Annotated in this window: 23 protein-coding genes; 10 read left to right on the top strand and 13 right to left on the bottom strand. The window is 62.4% G+C overall.

The window, feature by feature from the left end:
- Positions 1-1,038: polyribonucleotide nucleotidyltransferase (gene pnp, locus AAC077_RS11040; RefSeq protein WP_339769462.1), on the top strand; the 1,038-nt coding region annotated here is incomplete at its 5' end.
- Positions 1,039-1,111: 73 nt separating this feature from the next.
- On the opposite strand, the gene AAC077_RS11035 is transcribed toward pnp, so the two are convergent.
- The gene (locus AAC077_RS11035; protein WP_339769459.1) at positions 1,112-2,227 is read right to left on the bottom strand and encodes an alkene reductase; all 1,116 of its coding nucleotides are present in this window, start codon (positions 2,225-2,227) and stop codon (positions 1,112-1,114) included.
- 156 nt (positions 2,228-2,383) lie between these two features.
- Between AAC077_RS11035 and AAC077_RS11030 the strand changes: the two genes are divergently transcribed.
- Positions 2,384-2,842 carry an Lrp/AsnC family transcriptional regulator gene (locus tag AAC077_RS11030; protein ID WP_339769457.1) on the top strand — a complete coding sequence of 153 codons (459 nt, stop codon included), beginning with the start codon at positions 2,384-2,386 and terminating at the stop codon, positions 2,840-2,842.
- A 40-nt stretch (positions 2,843-2,882) separates the two neighbouring features.
- The gene (locus AAC077_RS11025) at positions 2,883-3,584 is read left to right on the top strand and encodes a glycosyltransferase family 25 protein (protein WP_339769455.1); all 702 of its coding nucleotides are present in this window, start codon (positions 2,883-2,885) and stop codon (positions 3,582-3,584) included.
- A gap of 2 nt (positions 3,585-3,586) precedes the next feature.
- Here AAC077_RS11025 and AAC077_RS11020 read toward each other — a convergent pair whose 3' ends face one another.
- A complete protein-coding gene (locus AAC077_RS11020) occupies positions 3,587-4,240 on the bottom strand; it encodes a peroxiredoxin (RefSeq protein ID WP_339769454.1) in 654 nt (217 codons plus the stop codon).
- Between the two features lie 133 nt (positions 4,241-4,373).
- On the opposite strand from AAC077_RS11020, the gene AAC077_RS11015 reads away from it, so the two are divergent.
- A complete protein-coding gene (locus AAC077_RS11015) occupies positions 4,374-5,813 on the top strand; it encodes an aldehyde dehydrogenase family protein (RefSeq protein WP_339769452.1) in 1,440 nt (479 codons plus the stop codon).
- 37 nt (positions 5,814-5,850) lie between these two features.
- Here AAC077_RS11015 and AAC077_RS11010 read toward each other — a convergent pair whose 3' ends face one another.
- Positions 5,851-6,525: an FkbM family methyltransferase gene (locus tag AAC077_RS11010; RefSeq protein WP_339769450.1), complete on the bottom strand. Its 675-nt coding sequence runs from the start codon at positions 6,523-6,525 to the stop codon at positions 5,851-5,853.
- Positions 6,526-6,604: 79 nt separating this feature from the next.
- Between AAC077_RS11010 and AAC077_RS11005 the strand changes: the two genes are divergently transcribed.
- The gene (locus AAC077_RS11005) at positions 6,605-7,450 is read left to right on the top strand and encodes an alpha-1,2-fucosyltransferase (protein ID WP_339769449.1); all 846 of its coding nucleotides are present in this window, start codon (positions 6,605-6,607) and stop codon (positions 7,448-7,450) included.
- Between the two features lie 2 nt (positions 7,451-7,452).
- On the opposite strand, the gene AAC077_RS11000 is transcribed toward AAC077_RS11005, so the two are convergent.
- The gene (locus AAC077_RS11000) at positions 7,453-8,100 is read right to left on the bottom strand and encodes an RluA family pseudouridine synthase (RefSeq protein ID WP_339769447.1); all 648 of its coding nucleotides are present in this window, start codon (positions 8,098-8,100) and stop codon (positions 7,453-7,455) included.
- A 40-nt stretch (positions 8,101-8,140) separates the two neighbouring features.
- Between AAC077_RS11000 and AAC077_RS10995 the strand changes: the two genes are divergently transcribed.
- On the top strand, positions 8,141-8,566 hold the full coding sequence (locus tag AAC077_RS10995; protein WP_339769445.1) for a nuclear transport factor 2 family protein: 426 nt from the start codon (positions 8,141-8,143) through the stop codon (positions 8,564-8,566).
- Here AAC077_RS10995 and rarD read toward each other — a convergent pair.
- The 7 genes from rarD to AAC077_RS10960 form a co-directional block, all read right to left on the bottom strand.
- Positions 8,563-9,486, bottom strand: coding sequence for an EamA family transporter RarD (rarD, locus tag AAC077_RS10990; protein ID WP_339769443.1), 924 nt, complete (start codon positions 9,484-9,486; stop codon positions 8,563-8,565). The two genes, AAC077_RS10995 and rarD, sit on opposite strands and share 4 nt — an antisense overlap.
- Before the next feature lie 61 nt (positions 9,487-9,547).
- A complete protein-coding gene (locus AAC077_RS10985) occupies positions 9,548-11,995 on the bottom strand; it encodes an FAD-dependent oxidoreductase (protein WP_339769440.1) in 2,448 nt (815 codons plus the stop codon).
- A gap of 74 nt (positions 11,996-12,069) precedes the next feature.
- Entirely contained in the window at positions 12,070-12,957 is an 888-nt protein-coding gene (locus AAC077_RS10980) for a homocysteine S-methyltransferase family protein (RefSeq protein WP_339769438.1), read from the bottom strand.
- Positions 12,958-13,008: 51 nt separating this feature from the next.
- Complete coding sequence (locus AAC077_RS10975) at positions 13,009-15,456, bottom strand: FAD-dependent oxidoreductase (RefSeq protein WP_339769436.1); 2,448 nt, start codon at positions 15,454-15,456, stop codon at positions 13,009-13,011.
- The gene (locus tag AAC077_RS10970) at positions 15,453-15,818 is read right to left on the bottom strand and encodes a GFA family protein (RefSeq protein WP_339769434.1); all 366 of its coding nucleotides are present in this window, start codon (positions 15,816-15,818) and stop codon (positions 15,453-15,455) included. Before AAC077_RS10970 ends, AAC077_RS10975 begins: the two co-directional genes overlap by 4 nt.
- A gap of 25 nt (positions 15,819-15,843) precedes the next feature.
- Positions 15,844-16,416: an XRE family transcriptional regulator gene (locus AAC077_RS10965; RefSeq protein WP_339769432.1), complete on the bottom strand. Its 573-nt coding sequence runs from the start codon at positions 16,414-16,416 to the stop codon at positions 15,844-15,846.
- A gap of 128 nt (positions 16,417-16,544) precedes the next feature.
- Positions 16,545-17,717, bottom strand: coding sequence for a thiolase family protein (locus AAC077_RS10960; RefSeq protein ID WP_339769430.1), 1,173 nt, complete (start codon positions 17,715-17,717; stop codon positions 16,545-16,547).
- Positions 17,718-17,808: 91 nt separating this feature from the next.
- Here AAC077_RS10960 and AAC077_RS10955 point away from each other — a divergent pair, with 91 nt between their 5' ends.
- The 3 genes from AAC077_RS10955 to ggt all read left to right on the top strand — a co-directional run bounded on the left by AAC077_RS10955 (position 17,809) and on the right by ggt (position 20,466).
- A complete protein-coding gene (locus tag AAC077_RS10955) occupies positions 17,809-18,147 on the top strand; it encodes an STAS domain-containing protein (protein WP_339769428.1) in 339 nt (112 codons plus the stop codon).
- Between the two features lie 43 nt (positions 18,148-18,190).
- On the top strand, positions 18,191-18,634 hold the full coding sequence (locus tag AAC077_RS10950; RefSeq protein ID WP_339769426.1) for an ATP-binding protein: 444 nt from the start codon (positions 18,191-18,193) through the stop codon (positions 18,632-18,634).
- Positions 18,635-18,888: 254 nt separating this feature from the next.
- Positions 18,889-20,466 (top strand): gamma-glutamyltransferase, encoded by a 1,578-nt coding sequence (ggt, locus tag AAC077_RS10945; protein WP_339769424.1) that lies wholly within the window; start codon positions 18,889-18,891, stop codon positions 20,464-20,466.
- A gap of 144 nt (positions 20,467-20,610) precedes the next feature.
- Here the strand turns inward: ggt and hspQ are convergent, their stop codons facing one another.
- On the bottom strand, positions 20,611-20,937 hold the full coding sequence (gene hspQ, locus AAC077_RS10940; RefSeq protein ID WP_089421479.1) for a heat shock protein HspQ: 327 nt from the start codon (positions 20,935-20,937) through the stop codon (positions 20,611-20,613).
- A gap of 238 nt (positions 20,938-21,175) precedes the next feature.
- On the opposite strand from hspQ, the gene AAC077_RS10935 reads away from it, so the two are divergent.
- On the top strand, positions 21,176-21,760 hold the full coding sequence (locus tag AAC077_RS10935) for a lytic transglycosylase (RefSeq protein ID WP_339769421.1): 585 nt from the start codon (positions 21,176-21,178) through the stop codon (positions 21,758-21,760).
- Between the two features lie 23 nt (positions 21,761-21,783).
- Here the strand turns inward: AAC077_RS10935 and AAC077_RS10930 are convergent, their stop codons facing one another.
- Positions 21,784-22,389, bottom strand: coding sequence for an outer membrane lipoprotein carrier protein LolA (locus tag AAC077_RS10930; protein WP_339769419.1), 606 nt, complete (start codon positions 22,387-22,389; stop codon positions 21,784-21,786).
- Between the last annotated feature and the right edge of the window lie 172 nt (positions 22,390-22,561).

The raw sequence follows: 22,561 nt of genomic DNA, 5'->3' as shown, positions 1-22,561 counted from the left end.
CAGTTCATCGACGCGCTGCACGGCAACTTCAAATCCAACTTCCTGCTGCACTATAACTTCCCTCCCTATTCGGTTGGTGAAGTGGGCCGTGTTTCGGGTCCGGGCCGTCGCGAGATTGGCCACGGCAAGCTGGCATGGCGTGCGTTGCAGGCGGTTCTGCCCGCATCGACTGACTTCCCCTATACCATCCGCGTTGTGTCCGAGATCACTGAATCGAACGGCTCCAGCTCGATGGCCTCTGTCTGCGGCGGTTCGCTGTCGATGATGGACGCGGGCGTTCCGCTGAAAGCGGCAGTGGCCGGTGTTGCGATGGGTCTGATCCTGGAAGAAGACGGGTCCTACGCGATCCTGTCGGACATCCTGGGTGACGAAGACCACCTGGGCGACATGGATTTCAAAGTGGCAGGCACCGAAAACGGGATCACCTCGCTGCAAATGGACATCAAGATCGCAGGCATCACGCCCGAGATCATGGAAAAAGCCTTGGCGCAGGCCAAAGCGGGCCGTTTGCACATCCTGGGCGAAATGGGCAAGGCGCTAACCGGCGCGGCCGACTTCTCGGTGCACGCACCGCGCATCGAAACCATGCAGGTTCCGACGGACAAAATCCGCGAAGTCATCGGTTCGGGCGGTAAAGTGATCCGCGAAATCGTTGAAGTGTCGGGCGCCAAGGTCGACATCAACGACGACGGCATCATCAAGATTGCGTCGCCCAACGGCGAAGCGATCAAGAAAGCCTATGACATGATCTGGTCGATCGTGGCCGAGCCGGAAGAAGGTGCCGTTTACACCGGGACCGTTGTGAAAATCGTCGATTTCGGCGCTTTCGTGAACTTCTTTGGCAAGCGCGATGGTCTGGTGCACGTCAGCCAGATCGAAAACCGCCGCCTGAACCATCCTTCGGATGTGCTGAAAGAAGGCCAAGAGGTCAAAGTGAAGCTGTTGGGCTTTGATGACCGTGGCAAGGTGCGCCTGTCGATGAAAGTCGTCGATCAGGAAACCGGTGAAGAAATCAAGAAAGAAGAAGACGCCGAATAAGGCGCTTCTGTTTTTCTGAATTGGAAAAGGCCCCGGTATCGCTACCGGGGCCTTTTTTCATCTGCGGCAGGAATTATTCGGCAGCCTGGGCCGTACCGTCCATGATCGGATAGTCGGTGTAACCCTTTGCTCCGCCACCGTAAAAGGTATCCGGGTTCGGATCGTTATAGGCGCCGTCCATGGCAATGCGTTTGGTCAGGTCGGGGTTGGCGATGTAAAGCTTGCCAAAGGCCACCGCATCCGCGCGCCCGCCTTCGATCCACTGCGCCGCCTCTTCGGGGGTGAAGCCGCCGTTGACGATGAACGGGCCGTCGAATGCCTTGCGCATGGCATCCACGACCTTGGTGTTCTCGGGATCGCCCGAACGGACAACGTGCAGATACGCCAGCCCCTTGCCCGACAACGCCTTGGCGGCGGCGACATAGGTCTCCATCGGGTTCTCGTCTTTTGACCCTCCTGCGCCGCCCGCAGGCGACAGACGCACGCCAACGCGGTCCGCGCCCAGCACGTCGATCACGGCATCGACACCTTCGACCAACAGGCGCACGCGGTTTTCGACCGAGCCCCCGTATGCGTCATCGCGCGAGTTGACCGAAGAGCGCAGGAACTGGTCGATCAGGTAGCCGTTTGCCCCGTGGAATTCGACACCGTCAAAGCCTGCCTTGTCGGCGCATTTGGCCGCGTGACGGTAATCTTCGATCACGCCAGCGATTTCATCCACCGTCAGCGCGCGCGCTTCGGGGTGCGGCACGGTCGGGCCGTCGGGGTGCAGGTCGCCAACAAATGCCTCGCCCTTGGGGGTCCAGACGCTGGACGACACAGGCGCCGCGCCGTCGTGGAACACATTGTGGCTGATCGCGCCGACGTGCCACAACTGGCAGAAGATGCGCCCGCCCGCCGCGTGCACGGCATCGGTCACCGGCGTCCAGCCGTCCACCTGCGCATCGCTGAAGATGCCCGGGGTCCAGGCGTAACCCTGACCTTGGCGGCTGATATTGGTTGCCTCGGAAATCACCAGACCCGCGCCCGCACGCTGGCTGTAATAGACAGCGTGCAGATCGGTCTGAAGGTTTTCGCCGGGCGTGGACCGTGCCCGCGTCAGCGGGGCCATCACGATGCGGTTGGGCGCGGTGACGCGGCCCAGCTTCAACTCTTTGAACAGCGGGGCGTGTGCTGGAACATCAGCCATGTGGGTGTCTCCATGTGATTGGGAATGTCATTTGATATATCTCGGCACACTAACGCCTGCATTCAATGGCGGTTCCGTTCGGTTACGCACAGTTAGGGCTTTGCTTTTGAACAGGACGCTTTGTATAAGCACCAGAATCCATGACAGGGGTGATTTTTGAAATATTCCACTTCGGAAAAGACGCTACTGCGGGAACTGCAACGCGATTGCAGTCAATCGTTGGCACAAATTGCCGAACGCTGCGGGATGGCGCAAAGCACGGTCTGGCGCAAGGTTCAGGAACTGGAAGCATCGGGGGCCATTCTGCGCCGTGTCGCGCTGTTGTCGCCCACCCATGCGGGGTGCAAGCTGACGGTTCTGGCCGCGATCACCCTGCGCGACCATGCCGAAACCACGGTGTCCGGCTTTGCCACGCTGATCGCGGGGCACCCGGAAGTGGTGGAATGTCTCGCCACCTCGGGCGCGGCGGACTATCAGATGAAGGTGCGGGTGGCGGACGTGGAAGCCTATGAGCATTTCATGACCAATACCCTGCTGCGCAGCCCTTTTGTGCGCGAGGTGCAGTCGTCATTCGTGCTCAAGGAACTGAAATCAACGACCGAGCTGCCGCTGTGACCACTGGTGTGGGGCGGTCATACACGCTAGCCATGCGGCGATGCATTCGCTGATCGTCCATATGTCCAGCGCCACCCGGCGCCGCGCCAACGTCGAGGTGTTGCTGCAAACCCTGCCCGACGCCCAGGTGATCGAAGCCGTGCGCGGTGCAGATGCGGGTGTGACACCGGCAAACGGTGACATTCATCAGCCGCACTATCCATTTCCCATCGGCGCCGGCGAAGTTGGCTGTTTCCTGTCGCATCGCGCCTGCTGGCAGCGGATCGTGGACGAAGGCTGGGACTATGCGCTGATCGCCGAGGATGATCTGGCGCTGGATACTTCACACTGGCCGCATGTACAGGCGCTGATTGCCGGTCACGCCACTGCGGACAGCTTTATCCGCATACCCGCCAAGGACCGCGAGACAGCAGCACAGGTGGTGGCCAGCGATGGCCCCTGCACGCTGATGCTGCCGCGTGTCATCGGCCTTCAGACGGTGTTTCAGGTGGTGGGGCGCAACGCGGCACTGCGGTTGCTGGCGGTGACCGATGTGCTGGACCGGCCCGTAGACACGTTTTTGCAAATGCACTGGGTTCATGGCCAGCGTGTCCATACCATTCTGCCCAACGGGGTGCGGGAACTGACGGCGGACCTGGGCGGATCGACCATCCAAAAGAAAACCCGCACCAGCGGCAAGCTGATGCGGGAAATCAATCGGTGGCGGTATCGGCGCGCGGTGGCCGCGCGCCCGCAAACCTAAGATTACTTGGGCAGCGGTGCCTTGCGCAGGTAGGGCAGCACGGTTTCGAAATCGCCAAACTTGGCCTTGGCATCCTCGTTGGACACAGTCGCGGGGATGATCACGTCATCGCCCACGTTCCAGTTGGCGGGTGTCGCAACACCGTGGCCGGTCGAGGTTTGCAATGCGTCCAGCGCGCGCAGCACTTCGGCAAAGTTGCGGCCAACGGTCATCGGATATGTCATCGACAGTTTCAGCTTTTTGTCTGGGCCGATGATGAACACGGACCGCACCGTGGCGCTGTCATTGGGGGTGCGACCATCGGGCAGATAGGCCTCGGCAGGCAGCATGTCGAAGGCTTTGGACACTTCCAGCCCACCATCGGCGATGATCGGGAAGCCCGCCTTGGCGCCCGAAGACGATTCGATGTCGCCCTTCCACTTCTTGTGGTCTTCCACACCGTCGACGCTGACGCCGATCACCTTGGTGCCGCGCTTGGCCCATTCGTCGGACAGTTGGGCAACCGCGCCGAATTCAGTGGTGCAGACAGGGGTAAAGTCCTTGGGGTGGGAAAACAGAATTGCCCAGCTGTCGCCGATCCAGTCATGCAGCGCAAAGCTGCCCTGGTCGGTTTCGACAGTCAGGTCGGGGATGGTGTCGTTGATGCGCAGGGACATGGATGGTCCTCCTATTTTGAATTCTACTGCACAATGTAGTGTGGCTTTGGGCGCGATGCATCCCCTGACTTGCGTGTCATTTGGTCCGGTGACACAGTGCGCGCAAATCATGATCCGCAATGGAGGCACTATCATGCTGGAGAAACGCGACTTTTACATCAATGGCAAATGGGTTGCTCCGATCGAGGGCAAGGACCACAACGTCATCGACCCGTCGACCGAAGAGCCCTGCGCCGTAATCTCGCTGGGTGGCAAGGCCGATGCCGACGCCGCAGTGGCGGCTGCCAAGGCTGCATTGCCGGGCTGGATGGCGACACCTGCGTCCGAGCGCATCGCGCTGGTCGAAAAGCTGGTCGAGGTCTACAAGACCCGCGCCGACGATCTGGCCGCCGCCATGAGCACCGAAATGGGCGCGCCCATTTCCATGTCGAAAACATCGCAAGTGGGTTCAGGCACCTGGCACCTGTCCAACTTTATCGCTGCGGCGAAAAAGTTCGACTTTGTCCGTCCGCTGGGCGACCACGCGCCAAACGACCGGATTATCTATGAAGCGGTTGGCGTTGCGGCGCTGATCACGCCATGGAACTGGCCGATGAACCAGGTCACGTTGAAAGTGGGCGCGGCTGCGATTGCAGGCTGCACCATGGTTCTGAAACCGTCGGAAGAAAGCCCGCTGAACGCGATGATCTTTGCCGAGATGATGGACGAGGCAGGCTTTCCCGCCGGTGTGTTCAACCTGGTCAACGGTGACGGCGCAGGCGTCGGCAACACCCTGACCGGCCACAAGGACGTGGACATGGTCAGCTTTACCGGCTCGACCCGCGCGGGCACGCTGATTTCGAAAAACGCCGCCGACACGCTGAAACGTGTGCATCTGGAGCTGGGCGGCAAAGGGGCCAACCTGATCTTTGACGATGCCGACGACAATGCGGTGAAACGTGGTGTTCTGCACATGATGAACAACACCGGCCAATCGTGCAACGCGCCCAGCCGTATGCTGGTTCAGCGCGGCGTGTACGACCGCGCGGTCGAAGAGGCCGCAGCCGTGGCCAATCAGGTCACAGTCGGTCCCGCTTCGGAAGAGGGCAAGCACATCGGTCCCGTGGTGAACGAGGTGCAGTGGAACAAGATCCAGGACCTGATCCAGAAGGGCATCGACGAAGGCGCCCGCCTGATCGCCGGTGGCACCGGCCGTCCCGAGGGGATGAACCGCGGGTTCTACGTCAAACCGACCGTCTTTGCCGACGTGAACCATGACATGACCATCGCGCGCGAAGAAATCTTTGGCCCCGTGCTGTCGATCATTCCGTTCGACACCGAAGAAGAGGCCGTCGAGATCGCCAACGATACGGTTTACGGTCTGACCAACTATGTCCAGACACAGGACGGCGCACGCGCCAACCGTCTGGCCAAACAGTTGCGGTCGGGCATGGTCGAAATGAACGGCACCAGCCGCGCGGCAGGTTCGCCCTTTGGCGGCATGAAGCAGTCGGGCAACGGTCGTGAAGGCGGCGTTTGGGGCATCGAGGACTTCCTTGAGGTCAAGGCCGTCTCGGGCTGGGCGGCTGAATAGTCAGCCCTCCACACTCAATGCAGACACGGGGCGGGGGTTATCCCTCGCCCTGTGTTTTTCTGGCCCACTGTTCCCAGACGAAGGGATAGACCCATTCGCACACATGTGTGCGCGACAGCCCCGCGCGGATCGCATCACGCCGCGCCACATCGTCGGGGCCGTATTTGTGAAACTGCACCATCAACGTATCGACGTGTTGCATGAACCCGCTGTCGATCATCGCAGGCAACAGATCATATTCGCCGCCTTCGATGTTCATCTTGATCACGGCGACATCAGACAGCGCCAGCCCTTCGACGACGGGACCAAACGCCTTGACCATACCGGTCACGGTCGGGCCTTCCCGGATCAGGGCAGAGGACGCGTTGGCCTGATCGGACAGCTCCAGCACGCCATCCTCACTGCCAATGGCATAGGCGTGCACAAGGACGTTTTCATTGCCTGCAAACCGTTCCGCCATCGCGTTGGCAAAGCTGGGGTGCGGTTCGAACACATGAGATACGACACCATATCGGGTCGTCATCTGATCCGACCAGTCACCGACGTACCCTCCGACATCCAACACCACATCCCCCGGCTGCACCCGTGGAAACTGCACCGGCGTGGTCCCGCCATGTGCCTTGCGAAATGCCCGATACGGCGCACGCGCGGCGCGGTACGATGGGCTGGTGGCGATGTTCCACAGTTTGGTCAGTTCGCTCTTGATGCTCATGTGTACCCCTTTGATATGGTTCGATGCCACGAAAGCGCGTATTCAATCCCGACAGATAACCGCTAACCAAGGCAGCGTCATGATTTTTTCCAGATTGCACGGTCGTTTGGGCAACCAGATGTTCCAATATGCCGCAGCCCGCGCGCTGGCCGAGCGGCTGGGCACGCGCGTGGTGCTGGATGATCGCATGGCGCTGCACAAGGGCGACGGGACGTTGTTACGGGTGTTCGACCTGCCGGAACTGGCTGAGGCGCCCTTGCCCCCCGCGAAACACCAGCGCCCGCTGGCCTATGCCGCATGGCGGGGGCTGGGCAAGCGGCCGCGCATCCGGCGCGAGAGGGGTCTGGGCTATAATCCGGACTTCGCCAACTGGAGCGACGACAGCTATTTGCACGGCTACTGGCAGTCGGAGCGGTATTTTACAAATATCGCCGACACGCTGCGCAGCGCCTTTGTCTTTCGCACCCCCATGTCGGCACGCAACGTCGAGATGGCAGCGCGGATCGCCAGCGGTCCGTCGGTCGCGTTGCACGTGCGGCGTGGAGATTACGTTGCGGTGAACGCTATGGCCCTGTGTGATCAGGCCTATTACGACGCGGCCCTTGCGGCCATTCGCAAGCGTATGGATGTGGACCCCACGGTCTATGTCTTCTCTGACGATCCCGAATGGGCCAAGGCCAACCTGCCGCTGCCCTTCGACAAGGTTGTGGTGGATTTCAACGGGCCCGATGCCGACTACGAAGACCTGCGGCTGATGACCCTGTGCCAGCACAACATCATCGCCAATTCATCGTTCAGTTGGTGGGCGGCGTGGCTGGGCGAAACCCCGGACAGTATCGTGGCAGGCCCCGCGCGGTGGTTTGCAGATGCGTCGATGGCCAACCCCGACATTCTGCCCGCCCGCTGGATCAGCGTCGGCGCTTAACCCTAAAACGGTGCCTTGGCGCGAAAACGGATCGACTTGCCGTTCTCGGGGTGCTTCACGCGCAGCTCTTCGGCGTGCAGCATCATGCGCGGGAAATCGGCAGCCGCCCCGTGGGCATAGAACGGATCACCCAGGATCGGATGGCCCAAGGCCAGCATATGCACGCGCAACTGATGGGTGCGGCCCGTGTGCGGCACCAGCCGCATACGCGCGCTGTCGCCGTGCCGTTTGACCACGCGCCAGTCGGTCACTGCGGGCTTGCCCGTCTCGTGACAGACTTTTTGCAGCGGGCGGTTCGGCCAGTCCACGATCACCGGCAGATCGACGGTGCCCTTGTCCTGCGCGGGGTCGCCCTGCACCAGCGCCACGTAAGCCTTTTGCGTCTTACGCTCGGCAAACTGTGTCGACAGGGTGCGCTGCGCGTGGGGTGACAGGGCAAAGACCATGACGCCGCTGGTGTCGCGGTCCAGCCGGTGCACCACCAGCGCCGTCGGAAACACCGCCTGTAGCCGGGTGATCAGGCAATCCGCCAGATGGTCGCCGCGCCCCGGCACGCTGAGCAGGCCCGCAGGTTTATCGACGACCACGATGTCGGCATCGTCGTACAAAAAGACCAGCGGATCGGTCGGGGGCGCATAAACAGTTTCCATGCCGCTGCTTTCCAGATGTAGGCTGTAGTTTCAAGCCAAGATGAAAGGCCCCCTTATGCACGCGACCATTCAGGCATTCCACGACGCGGTTCTGGCCAAGGACGACGACGCGATCCTGCCGCTGTTTGCCGAGGACATCCGGTTCATGCCGCCGACCTATTGGAAGACATGGACAGGCCGCGCGGCGGTGGCGGCGGTACTGGGCCATGTGAACGCGGTGTTCACCGATTTCACTTATCGCCGCGTGCTGGGCGACGGGCGCGATTGGATGCTGGAGTTTCAGTGCAAGGTCGACGGGCTGGACGCCGTGGGCGTTGATCTGATCACGCTGAACGACGACGGGCTGGTGCAGGACTTCGAGGTGGTCATGCGCCCCTACAAAACCATCGGCGCGCTGCGCGAGGCGATGATGGCGCGGATTGCCAAGGACCCCAGCTTTGCCACCTTCCGCGAGGCGATCAGCTAGGCCGCGCGACGGCCACGCATCTGGCGGATCATCGAAATGGTATAAAGCACCAGCGCGCCCCAGATCATCGGAAAGGCAATCATGCGTGCCTGCCCAAAGGGTTCCTTGAACACAAAGACCGCCACCAGAAAGATCATCGTCGGCGCCACGTATTGCAGCACGCCGATGGTGGTCAGGCGCAGTTGCTTGGCGCCGTTGGCATAGAGGATCAGCGGCACCGCCGTCACCACGCCACAGCCCATCAGCAGCCATGTGTCGTGGCTGTCGCCTGCCATGAAATGGCTTTGGCCTGTGACGGTCAGATAGCCGACATAGCCCAGCGCCGGCAGCAGCAGGATCAGAACTTCCAGCAAGAACCCCTGATTGGGACCGATGGGCAATTGTTTCTTGGCCAGCGCGTAAAACCCCCAACTGGCGGTAATCGCAATGGCCGCCCACGGCACCGTCCCCAGCGTGGTGGCCAGAACCACCACCGCGCACAAGGCCAGCGCCACGGCAGCCAGTTGCAGCTTGTCCAGCTTTTCGCCCAGCAGCAGCGCACCCAGCGCCACGCTGAACAACGGGTTGATGTAATACCCCAGCGCCGCATCCAGCGCGCGATTTTCCGCGATGGCCCAGACGTAGATACCCCAGTTGACCGTAATCAGCGCGGCTGTGACACAGCCCATCGCCAGCGTGCGCGGGCTGCGCAGGGCGGCGCGGATGTCGCGGGTGCGGCCAAGTGCGATCAGCAGGCCTGCCGCAATCGGCACCGCCCAGATGATCCTGTGCGCCACGACTTCGGCAGCGGGCACATGGCTGACGGCCTTTAGATACAGCGGCAGAAAGCCCCAAAGAATATAGGCCCCCAGCGCAAAGCCCAGCCCTTGGGGCGTGTCGCCGCTGGGTGGGGCGACGTTCGGTGCTGGGGGTGTGCGCATGGGGTCAGTCCTGACTTGGGTGTCCGATGCCTAGCACCGGGGCGTGGGGTGCGCCAGAGGGTCAGACCTTGGCGCGCGCGCCGGTCGGATCGTAGAAGGGTTTCAACGAGGCTTCGGCGGCGTAGCGGTGGCCTGCCACGTCTATTTCATAGGAGGACGCCAGCACCTCGTCCACGCTTTGACCCGCGCAGGGCACATAGCCCATGCCCATGGCCGCACCAAAGTGATGACCATACGCCCCCGAACTGAGATGGCCGACGATCCTGCCGTCCCGCAGCACGGGTTCGTTGTGGTACAACAGCGGCTCGGGATCGGTCAGGCGGAACTGCACCAGACGCCGCTGTAAGCCCGCGTCTTTCTTGCGCAGCACCGCGTCGCGCCCGACAAAGGCGGGCTTGTCCAGCTTGACGGCAAAGCCAAGGCCCGCTTCCAGAACGTGATCTTCGGATGTGATGTCATGGCCGAAGTGGCGAAAACCCTTCTCCATCCGGCAGGTGTCCATCATGTGCATCCCGCACAGCCTGGCCCCGATCTGCTGGCCCGCGGCGTGCAGCACCTCGAACACGTAGCCTGCCATATCGGCGCTGATGTAAACCTCCCAACCCAGCTCGCCCACATAGGTCACGCGGTGGACACGGGCCAGTGCCATCCCGATCTCGATCTCTTGAGCGGTGCCGAACGGGTTGGTGTCGTTGCTGAAATCGGCCGGCGACACCATTTGCAACAGGGTGCGGGCGTTGGGGCCCATGACAGCCAGCACCGCCTCGGCGGCCGTCACATCGGTCAGCACCACGTTGTGATCGCCCAGATTGCGCATCATCCATGTCTGATCGGCCAGCCGCGTGGCCGCAGGGGTGACGACCAGATAGGCGGTTTCGGTCAGGCGGGTTACGGTCACGTCCGCCTCGATCCCGCCGCGCGGGTTCAGGAACTGGGTGTAGACGATGCGGCCCACGGGCACGTCGTATTGCCCGCCGCCGATATGGTTGAGAAAGGCGCAGGCGTCCGGCCCTTCGACACGGATCTTGCCAAAGGACGACATGTCGTACATCCCCACATTCTCGCGCACGGCGCGGTGTTCGGCGGCGATGTTGTCAAAGAAGCTCTGGCGTTTCCAACTATAGGCATATTCCGGCGTCTGGCCGGGGTTTGCGAACCAATTGGCGCGCTCCCACCCTGCCAGTTCGCCCATGACCGCGCCCTGTTCCAGCAGGTGATGGTGAAACGGCGTGCGCCGGATGCCGCGCGCGGTGGCCTTTTGGCGGTAGGGAAAGTGGTCGGCGTAAAGCAGGCCCAGCGTTTCCGTGGCGCGGGCGGCAAGGTAGGTTTTGTTGCCCTGAAAGGGCTGCATCCTTGCGATGTCCACATCGCCCAGATCGAACGGCTTTTCGCCCGCCTCCATCCACTGTGCCAGCGCCATGCCGGCGCCCCCCGCCGACTGGATGCCGATCGAGTTGAAGCCTGCGGCGACCCAGACGTTGTCCATCTCGGGCGCGAGGCCAAGGTGATAGGCGTCGTCGGGGGTAAAGCTTTCCGGACCGTTGAAAAAGGTGTGAATGCCCGCATCCGCCAGCATCGGCATGCGGTTTACGGCGGCTTCGAGGATCGGTTCGAAATGGTCGAAGTCTTCGGGCAGTTGGTCGAATTCAAAGTCGTGCGGGATGCCGTTCACCGCCCATGGCTTGCTGACCGGTTCGAACGCGCCCAGCAGGATCTTGCCTGCGTCCTCTTTGTAGTATGCGCATTCGTCGGGCACCCGCAGCACCGGCATTTGGGTCAGGCCGGCGATGGGTTCGGACACGATGTAGAAGTGTTCGCAGGCTTGCAGCGGCACGTTCACCCCCGCCATGCGGCCCACCTGATGGCCCCACATGCCCGCGCAGTTCACGATCATGTCGCAGGCGATGTGGCCGCTGCTGCCATCCTCGCCCTGCCAGTCTACGCCGGTAACACGCCGGCCAGCGCGGGTGATGTTGGTAACGGCGGCGCGTTCCTGAATATGCGCCCCGCGCTGGCGCGCACCCTTGGCCAGGGCCAGCGCGATATTGGCAGGATCGCCCTGCCCGTCCAGCGGCAGATAGACACCCCCGGTGACGCCGTCGATGTTCAGATGTTGGTATTTCGCTTTCACCTCTGCCGGGCTGATCTGTTCGACCTCGACGCCAAAGGCGCGGGCCATGGCGGCCTGACGGTGCAGTTCTTCCAGACGCTCGTCCGTCAGCGCCGCGGTGATCGAACCGACGCGTTTAAAGCCTGTGGCCACGCCTGTTTCCGCCTCGAGGTTGCCGTAAAGCTCTTGGGAATATTTGGCCAGTTTGGTCATGTTGGCCGACGCCCGCAGTTGCGCGATCAGCCCCGCCGCGTGCCAAGTGGTGCCCGAAGTCAGTTGTTTGCGTTCCAGCAGAACAACATCGCGCCAGCCCAGTTTGGTCAGGTGATAGGCAACCGAGCAGCCGATGACACCACCACCGATGATGACGACGCGGGCGTTCTTGGGCAGATCAGGCATGGCGGTCTCCGGCATTGGGCGGGTGATGCGGGGGCCAGCCCCCGCGCCCCCGGGATATTTGGGGCCAAAAGAAATCAGGGTCGGGTCAGGGTGTGACCTGATGCTGTCAGGCGGCGGGCAATTTCGGCGATGTGGGCGGGGCTGACTTCGCAGCAGCCGCCGACGATGGTGGCCCCTGCGTCGACCCAGGACATAACGTGATCGGCGTAGGCTTCGGGCGTGAAATCGTGGCGGGTTTGCAGATCGGATACGGTGGGGCGCGATTGCAGGAATTCTTCGGTGATGCGCTGGAAGCCGTTGGCATAGGCACCATACGGCAGCGTACCTTTGGACAGGATGGTGAGCGCTGCGGGGATGACTTCGGGGGCGGAGCAGTTGACGAGGATGGCCGCGGCTTTTCCTGCCGCGATGGGCAGGATGTCTGCCACCGCTTCGCCCGAGCGCAGTTTGGTGCCGTCCGTGTCATCGACTGTGATCGACAGCCAGACGGGTTTGCCAGTGGTGGTCGCACCGGCCAGAACGCTGCGGGCATGGTCCAGCGAGGCCACGGTTTCGCAGATCAGCAGGTCGCAAGACGGGGAAAGCAAGCCGGCCACTTCGGCATAAAGCGGGATCGCGGTGGCCGCATCGGGGTGCAGGTCGGGGCGGTAGGATGCGACGAGCGGGCCGATGGCGCCGGCGACACATGGCGCGTTGCTGGCGGCGGCCTCGGACAGGGCGCGCTTCATCAGGGTCAGAAACTGGCCGTCCACATCGGTGCCGACAAACCGGTCGTGGTGGATCGCATAGGTGTTTGTGGTGGCCACGGTGGCCCCGGCTGCGGTGAAATCGCGGTGGATGTCGGCCACCAGTCCGGGGTGGTCGATCATCACTTGAGTGGACCACAGCGGTGTCGGCCGGTCGCCTGCGCGGTGGATCAGTTCCTGCCCCATGCCGCCGTCAAGAAGGGTTATTTGCGTCATCGTGTTGTTCCTGTGCCAGAGTGACTGGCGCGTGCGTTAACAGTCATGCGCTCAGGCCCGCAAGCGGTGGTTTTGCGGGTCCCACAGGGGGGCGTCGGGCTGGACCACGGCGCGGTGCTTGGTGCCGAAAATCTCGACCTGTAGCTCGGTGCCTGCCACCGCCAGATCAGCGCGCACCATGCCAAGCGCAATCGAGGCATTCACGCGGTAGCCCCAATCGCCGCTGGTGGTTTCGCCCACCACCACGCCGTCGTGCCACAGCGTCGACATATAGGGCGCGTCGGCGTCGCATGCGTCGACGATCAGGGTGACGAACCGTTTGACAGGGCCGTTTTGGCGTTCGGCCACCAAGGCTTGTTTGCCGGGGAAATCCTGTGGCTTGTCCAGCTTGACGAAACGGTCCAGCCCGCCCTCGAACAGGGTGTAATCGGTGCTCAGGTCGCCCTTCCACGTGCGATAGCCTTTTTCGATGCGCATCGCGTTCAGCGCGTACATGCCAAAGGGTTTCGCGCCTGCGTCCGTCACCGCCTGATATAGCTGGGCGATGTCTGCGTTGGCGGCGTGGATTTCCCAGCCCAGTTCGCCTGCGAAGGACACCCGCGCAAGGGCGCATTGCGTGCCTGCGACAGTGGCGGCCTGATGGCTCAGCCACGGGGCGGTCAGGTCCGCTTGTGTGTCCAGCCGTTCGAACAGGGCGCGGCTGTTGGGTCCGGTGACGATCAGCGTACCGTAGTCTGTCGTGTGATCGGTCAGGGTCAGCCCATCGGGCAGATCGGCGTTCAGCACGTCCCAGTCGTGCCATTGCGCCGTGGCGGCGGTGATCAGGGTAAAGGTATCCTCGCCATGCCGCAGGATCGACATTTCGGTCAGGATACGGCCACGGCTGTCCGGGAAATAGCCAAGGTTCATGCGACCGACGCGGGGCAACCCGCCCGCGATCTTGCCACCCAGGTATGCGGCGGCGCCGTTCCCCGACAGGTTGAACCGCGAGAATCCCGGCAGGTCCAGCACGCCCACGTCATCGCGCACCGCTTCAACCTCTTGGCGCACGCGCAGCGCCCAGGGGCCGTTGCGATCCCAGGTCTGGGTCGCTGCTTCGCTGGTGTCGTCGCCGGGTGCCGCAAACCAGTTGGCGCGTTCCCAGCCGTTGTAGGCCCCCATGACGCCACCCTTGGCCAGCACCTGATCGTGGGCAGGCGACAGCTTGCGGTCGCGGCCTGCGGGCCAGGCGTGGTGGGGGAAGTGCATGGCGTATTCGTGGCCGTAGGTCTCCAGCGCCTTTTGATTGCAATAATCCTGATCGGTGTAATCGGTGTAGCGGCGCGGGTCGCACGCCCACATGTCCCATTCCGTCTGCCCCTCGGTCACCCATTCGGCCAGCACCTTGCCCGCACCGCCGCCCTGGGTGATGCCAAAGGTGAACACGCAAGCCTCGTACGCATTGGGCACGCCGGGCATCGGACCGATCAGGGGCAGGCCGTCGGGCGCATAGGGGATCGGCCCGTTGATCACCCGACCCACGCCGGCGGTGCCAAGGATCGGCACGCGGGCCATCGCGTCCTCGATGTACCACTCCAGCCGCTCAAGATCGTCGGGGTAAAGCTGAAAGCTGAAATCCTCTGGCATGGGATCGTCAGGGGTCACCCAATGGGCGCGGCAGTTGCGTTCATAGGGGCCAAGGTTCAGCCCGTTCTTGTCCTGCCGCAGGTAATACGAGCTGTCCACGTCGCGCAGCAGCGGCACCTTGCGGCCATTGTCGCGGGTCCAGTCAGCCAGCGCGGGGATGTCTTCGGTCAGGAAATACTGATGGCTCATCACCGTCATGGGAACGGTGCGCCCGCCGTAGGGTTTGAACCATTCCCCGACACGCTGGGCATAGTAACCGGCGGCGTTCACCACCTTTTCGCAGCGGATGTCGCCCTTGGCCGTGTGCACGATCCATTCGGCACCCTGACGGCTGATGCCTGTGGCGGGGCAGAACCGTTCAATGCGCGCACCCATGTTGCGCGCGCCCTTGGCCAGCGCCTGGGTCAGTTGCGCGGGGTCGATGTCGCCATCGTCGGGGTCCCACAGCGCGCCCGCCAGATCATGGGTTTCGATGAACGGATAGCGGTCCTTGATGTCGGCCACGGCCATCATCTCAAGGTCCAGCCCCTGATAGCGGCCCATGGCGCGGGCGCGTTCAAATTCCTGCATCCGTTCGCGGGTATGGCCCAGCCGGACCGATCCGGTGACGTGGTAGTTCATCGGATAGTCCACCGCGTCGGCCAGCCCTGCATACAGGCCCAGCGAATAGCGCTGCATGTTCATCACCGCCCACGACGTGCTGAAGCTGGGGCAGTTGCCCGCTGCGTGCCATGTGCTGCCTGCGGTCAGTTCGTTCTTTTCCAGCAGCACGCAGTCGGTCCAACCTGCCTTGGCCAGATGATACAGTGCCGAGGTGCCGACGACGCCACCGCCAATGATGACCACGCGGGCTGTGGTGGGAAACGCGCTCATGCGTCAAGCTCCGGGCTGATCTGGTAATAATCACCCTTGTCCTGCGTAAAGATATGGCGTGTCAGCGTCAGCCCCGTGGGGCCGTCAAGCGCGCCCATGGCGACGCCGATTTCATCCTCGGCATGGCTTTTCCAGAACAGGGACGACCCGCAGGTGGAGCAAAATCCGCGTTTGGCGGTGTCGCTGGCATTGAACCAGCGCACGTCGCCCTGCACCGCGAAAGCCGACAGCGGCACCTGAACCGAGGCCCAGATGTGACCCGATTGCTTGCGGCATTGGGTGCAGTGACAGGCGGCGGGGTCTTTGGCGGTTTCGGTCGCCGTGAAAGTCACAGCGCCACACAGGCAGCTTCCGGTCAGCATTTTGGGGTCTCCTGCGGTTTGACGATCAGTAAACGGGGGGCGCAATAACCCAGATCGCCACAGCGGGCGCATCATGGGGATTCATCCAGCGGAACGGCTCGCCGCGAATGCGAAAGCTGTCGCCGGGGTGGATTGTGTAGAGGGTTCCTGCGATTTCGAGATCCAGCACGCCCGAGACCAGGTAACCGACCTCTTGGGTGGGACGGGTGACCGGATGGATGATTTCCGAACGGGGCGCAAAGGTGGAATGCACCATTTCGAAATCGTCGGTCAGATCGGGCGACAGCAATTCCTCGACCAGCCCTGCAATGGGCGACCCGATGGGGCGGCGCGCGCCCTTGCGCACGATATAGCCCGCTTCGTGGGCTGGGGCTGCGGCATGGCGGAACAGCATCGACACCGACACACCCAGGTGCGCCGCGATATGGCGCAGGTCGGTGATCGACGGCTCGGACAGGTCACGTTCGACCTGACTGAGCCAGCCGACCGAACGGCCCAGCGCATCGGCCATGTCCTGCAAGGTGACGCCCCGCGCCTTGCGCAGCGCGCGCAGGTCGGCGCCCAGCGTTTTGGCGGTGTCGGGGGCAGATTGCAGCATATGCGACTCGTGGTGAAAAATTACGTCTGAATTTCACGGTGCGCCGTTCATAATGAAAAATCAAGACAGAATTTCACGGCCAGCCATCAGCACAGACCACGGCCCTTTTCAGGATGCAAAATACGCGATCAGATACGTTCAATTGCGATGGCTGTCCCCTCGCCGCCACCGATGCAGATCGCGGCAACGCCACGCTTGAGGTTGCGTTTTTCCAGTGCGTTCAGCAGCGTCACGATGATGCGCGCGCCCGAAGCACCGATGGGGTGCCCCAAGGCACAGGCGCCACCGTTGACGTTCACGATGTCATGGCTCAGCCCCATTTCGTGCATAAAGGCCAGCGGTACCACGGCAAAGGCTTCGTTCACTTCCCACAGGTCCACGTCGTCCTTGGTCCAGCCGATGCGCGCCAGCAGCTTTTGCGCGGCGGGCACAGGGGCGGTGGTGAACAGGCCCGGTTCCTGTGCGTGGCTGGCGTGGCCCAGAATGCGCGCGCGCACGGTCAGTCCGCGCGCTTTGGCGGCTTCGGCAGAGCTGAGGACCAATGCCGCAGCCCCGTCCGAGATCGACGAGGAGTTGGCCGCCGTTACGGTGCCACCATCGCGGAATGCGGGCTTGAGCTGCGGGATTTTCTCGGGGCGGGCGTTGGCAGGCTGTTCGTCGGCGCTGACGGTGGTCGACCCCTTGCGCGACGTGACGTCCATGGATGCGATTTCATCGGCAAAGGCACCGCTGTTCTGCGCCTCAAGCGCGCGGCTGAGCGAGGCCAGCGCATAGTTATCCTGCGTCTCGCGGGTGAACTGGAATGCTTCGGCGCAGTCTTCGGCGAAGGTGCCCATCAGGCGGCCCTTGTCATAGGCGTCTTCCAGACCGTCCAGAAACATATGGTCAACTGTCTTGCCATGGCCCAGACGCGCCCCGGCGCGCATTTGCGGCAACAGGTAGGGGGCCTGGCTCATGCTTTCCATGCCGCCCGCGACCATCAGATCGGTGTGGCCCAGCGCGATCTGGTCAAAGGCGATCATCGCCGCCTTCATGCCTGATCCGCACATCTTGTTCAGCGTGGTGGCTGGCACTTCCTTGCCCAGACCGGCGGCAAAACCGGCCTGACGGGCGGGCGCCTGACCCTGACCGGCAGGCAGCACGCAGCCCATCAGAACCTCGTCCACCGTATCGGTGCCGGCACCGGCCATCGCTGCGCGAATCGCAGCGCCGCCCAGTTCGGACGCGGTCAAACCGGAAAGCGCCCCTTGGAAACTTCCCATCGGCGTGCGGGATGCGCCGGCAATGATCACGTCTGTCATGAGTCACCTTCTGATTGTTCTACGTGTGGTTACGAGTTGGTAAGACTTGCGGCCTAAATATGGACCCCAGCGTTAGATGTGAGGGGATACTATGGAACTGTCGAGCAAAACAGAAGGCCAAGTGCATATCGTCACAGTTCTAAGCACGCGGATCGACGCTGCAGTGGCCATCGAATTCAAGGATGCGATGCGGGCCGAGACCGACAATGGCCCCGATCTGGTGGTTCTGGACCTGTCATCGGTCGCATTCATCGATTCCAGCGGGCTGGGCGCAATTGTCGCCGCGATGAAACATCTGGCCCCGCAGCGCAAGCTGGCGTTGGCCGGCCTGACACCGCCGGTGGACAAGGTGTTCAGGCTGACGCGCATGGATTCCGTGTTCAGCCTGTTCCCGACGCTGGACGATGCGCGCAGCGCGCTGGCGGCGTGACGTGGTCCTGAACGAAAGTGCGATTCATCCCGCGCACCCACCCTTGCAGAAAATCCATATTCAGGTCGACAGCGGGCCGCTGGCCGCGCGACAGGTCTTTGACCTGCTGAAACGCGATCTGGCCGACACTTTGCTAGAGGTCGAGGAACTGGGCGCCATCGAACTGGTGCTGGCCGAGGCGGTGAACAACATCGTCGAACACGCCTATTCCAATGGCCGGCGCAAAGGCACGATACACCTGCACTGCCAACTGCGGCGCGACGGGCTGCACTTTGAAATCACTGACAACGGGTTGCCCATGCCCGGCGGATGCACGCCACTGGGGCGGGCTGTGAACGTGAATGTCGATCCGATGAATGTCCCCGAGGGGGGCTATGGCTGGTTTCTGATTCAAGACCTGGCAAAGGATGTGACCTATCGCAGGCGCGGGCGGGTCAACCATTTGTCGCTGCGCATGGCGGTGGCGATAGATGGGGGGCAAAGCTGAACGCACTGAAAAGTGGGCCAAATATGGCGGGACTGTTGACGCAAATCCCAAAAGGGCCTGATTGGCTCCTCATTCCCGCCTTGATCAACAGGCAAAACTGCACCTGTAGCTGCATATAGCTTCCCTCGGTGTCGTGTGTAACAGCCCCCACCCAGTGCACGGCACCGAGGACCTTACCTTCCCACATCGCTGCACGCTTGGCCTTTGGTCTTTGGCCCGCTAGGTATCTGTTGTCATATACAACTGGAGCCACCATGCGCGATTTTCATTTCCCGGGCCGCTCGCCCGTCATGGCCACAAACGGGATGTGCGCGACGTCGCACCCGCTGGCCGCTGCCACTGCCATCGACATCCTGAAACGCGGCGGCAATGCCATGGATGCGGCCATTGCCGGCGCTGTGCTGCTGGGCATTTGCGAGCCGCAAATGACGGGAATCGGCGGCGATTGCTTTGTGCTATGGTCGATGCCCGGCGAAACCAAGGTCAACGCGCTGAACGGTTCGGGCCGCGCACCTGCGGGACTGGACGCCGCCATGTTGCGCGATGCGGGCCACGACACTGTGCCGCTGGGCAGCCCGCACGCGGTAACGGTGCCGGGTGCCGTCGACGCGTTCTGCACCCTGTCCGAACGTGTGGGCAAGCTGGGCCTTGATGCGCTGCTGGCCCCCACCATCCACTATGCCGAAGCGGGCGTGCCCGTAGCACCACGTGTGGCCGCAGACTGGATTCCCTGCGCCGACGCCCTGCAAGGATCGGCGCGCGAGACGTTCATGGTGAACGGCCAGGTGCCCAAGGCCGGCGAAATCTTCCGCGCGCCCAAACAGGCAGAGGTGCTGCGCCGCATCGCCAAGAACGGGCGCGATGCGTTCTACACCGGCGAGGTCGCCGAGGACATGATCGCGACGCTGGCCGCATTGGGCGGCGCGCACACGGCGCAGGACTTTGCCAATGCCGCCTGCACCGACACGAACCCCGTGGCAGGCGCGTACAAAGACATCGAAGTGGTCGAGCATCCGCCAAACGGTCAGGGCGCTGTCGCGCTGTTGCTGCTGAACATCCTCAAGAATTTTGACATCGCGTCGATGGACCCCTTCGGCGCGCAGCGCGCCCATATCGAGGCCGAGGCGGCCAAGCTGGCCTATGACACCCGCAACCGGTTTCTGGCGGACCCCGATCACATGACCCGGCTGGACCACCTGCTGTCCGAAGACACGGCCGCCAAACTGGCCGCGCTGATCGACCCCAAACGCGCCATGGCCAGTGCGACACAAATCTCGGAAGCGGTGCACAAGGACACCATCTATATCACTGTCGTCGATGGCGACGGCATGATCGTGTCGCTGATCTATTCGATCTTCCACGGCTTCGGATCGGGCATCGCCTCGGACAAATTCGGCATCCTGCTTCAGAACCGTGGCGCAGGGTTCTCGCTGACCGAAGGGCACCCGAACGAGCTGAAGGGCGGCAAGCGCCCCATGCACACGATCATTCCGGGCATCATCCGGTCGAACGGCAAACCGATCATGCCCTTTGGCGTGATGGGCGGCCAATACCAACCGACGGGTCACGCCCGCTTTGCCACCAACCTGACCGATTTCGGCATGGACCCGCAAACAGCCATCGACGGGCCGCGCAGCTTTCCCGAAAAGGGCGTGTTGCAGGTCGAACGTGGCTATTCCGATGCTGTGCGGCAGGAACTGGCCGACATGGGCCACACCGTGGAAATCCCCAATTCGGCCCTTGGCGGGGCGCAGGCGATCAAAGTGCATGACAGTGGCGTGCTGGAAGGTGCCAGCGATCCACGCAAGGACGGCTGCGCGCTGGGATACTAAGGCAAACAGGGTGCGCGGATCAGACCGCGCGCCCGACGCCGCCTAAAGCGTCCCGCCTTTCACCTGAAACAGATCACATCGCCAATGGCCCGAGAGCGCGCAGCGCGGCAGGGTATTGGCGATTCAAGTTTAAGGCGGAGCGCTTTAGTTCAATTGGAAATGCAGAGGATAGGCGCCGTCCTGAAACGGGCCGAACAGGTCAGGGATGTCGGGGTGATCCACCGGCTCGCCGGAATAGTCTGCCACCAGGTTCTGCTCGGATACGTAAGCCACGTAGTAGCTTTGGTCGTTTTCGGCCAGCAGGTGATAGAACGGCTGTTCCTTGCGCGGACGGCTGTCCTCGGGAATCGCTTCGTACCATTCGTCGGTGTTCGAAAACTGGGGGTCCACGTCAAAAACCACCCCGCGAAAGGGGTGTTTCTTGTGACGGACGACTTGTCCGAGATGGTATTTGGCGCGCAATCTCAACATAAGTTCCAGCCCCTATCGGGGGAACGTAGCCTTTTCAAGCAGGATTTGTCCATGAAACTGCGCCGATAAGGCAGAAACAGTTTGTGCCATCACCCATGACAGTGGTGCCATCGCATCAGACCGCGGTGCGCCGCCGATCTTCGCAAAGAGGATTTCCCCGGGCCGCAAAATCGGCTATAGTGCCTGCAAAACAATCCGCCCGATAAATGTGGCGGAACCTTGAGGCAGAGACAGTAAAATGAGCAGAACCTTGCGAGCTATGATCGCGCTGTTGGTGTTGGCCTCGTGTGGGGGCGGTGAATCAACCGCGCCACGCGGATTGGACGATGCCTGTGTCATTGTGCAACAGCGTCCCGAATACATGCGGGCCTTCCGCGCCACTGAACGCCGCTGGGGCGTGCCAGTGCATGTGCAGATGGCCACGATCCACCAGGAAAGCAAATTCATCGCCAACGCGCGCACGCCGTTCCGCTATGCGGCGGGGGTGATTCCCATGGGCCGCCAAAGCAGCGCCTATGGCTATGCGCAGGCGCTGGACGCCACGTGGGAAGAATACCAGCGCGAGACAGGCAAACACCGCGCCCGCCGCGACCGCATCAAGGATGCGACTGATTTCATGGGCTGGTACATGAACACCACGAACCAGCGCAACAGCGTGGCGCTGACCGATGCGCGCAACCAGTATCTGGCCTATCACGAAGGGCAGACAGGCTTTGCGCGCGGCAGCTACAACAGCAAGACGTGGCTGGTGCAGGTCGCGGGCAACGTCGATGCCCGCGCCAATATGTATGCCACCCAGCTTGCCGGATGCCGCCGCCGCTGACGCGCGGGGCTTAGCGGCCCGATTTAGCGGCCCGGTGCTTTGCCCGGGCTGCCCGTGTCAAACATGCTGTTGGCCAATGTGCCGCCCACTTTCAAATCGCCCAGCACCACGGTCGTGCTGGACCCGCTGCTGTCATTGATCACCCACTGACGCAACTGCACCGGATTGCCGGTAAACTTCAGTTGGATGTTGCCATAGTCGGGATGCGCGGGGTCCTGCGCCGTCACGGTGGTGGCCGTTCCGTCATAGTCATGCCCTGTCACCATCCGCGCCTGCCCCAGATTGACGTTGTCCGCCAGAATGATCGACAGCGGCGTTTTCGACAGCGGATAGGTTTCGGGCGGGGCGTTGGATTTCGAATCGTAAATCACCACGGCCCCCGCACCCGCCACGACCAGCGCGGTTTCGGGGGCGTTGTATTCAAACCGCACGCGACCCGGGCGCTTGATGAAAATTTCGCCGGTGCTGATGGACCCGTCGTCGTTGATCTGGGTGAAATCGCCCTGCGCCGTGCGCAGGGTGTTCAGGTATTGCGAGATCTCGTTCAGCGGAAGTTTGTCCGCCGCCGCAGCGCCCGCCACGCTCAGCGCGAGGGCGCAGGCGGGCAAGAAGGTTTTCAAGTTCAGCATGTTGGTTGCCTCGTATTTCCAAGTGTTCGTTGCAGACAGATATAGGGAGGGCTGCATTGATATGCGATAACAAGCGCCACCTTGCGCCTGCAACGGGCCAAAGCCCGCCGCCGCCTACCGGTCACAGTCGATGTAAAAGGGATGTGGCGGACATGACTGGGGCGGCCTTTGC

The sequence above is a fragment of the uncultured Pseudosulfitobacter sp. genome (genome assembly GCF_963976325.1).
Classification (GTDB): Bacteria; Pseudomonadota; Alphaproteobacteria; order Rhodobacterales; family Rhodobacteraceae; genus Pseudosulfitobacter.
Note: the sequence above shows the minus strand (reverse complement) of the source record. Positions and strands in the feature narration are given on the sequence as shown.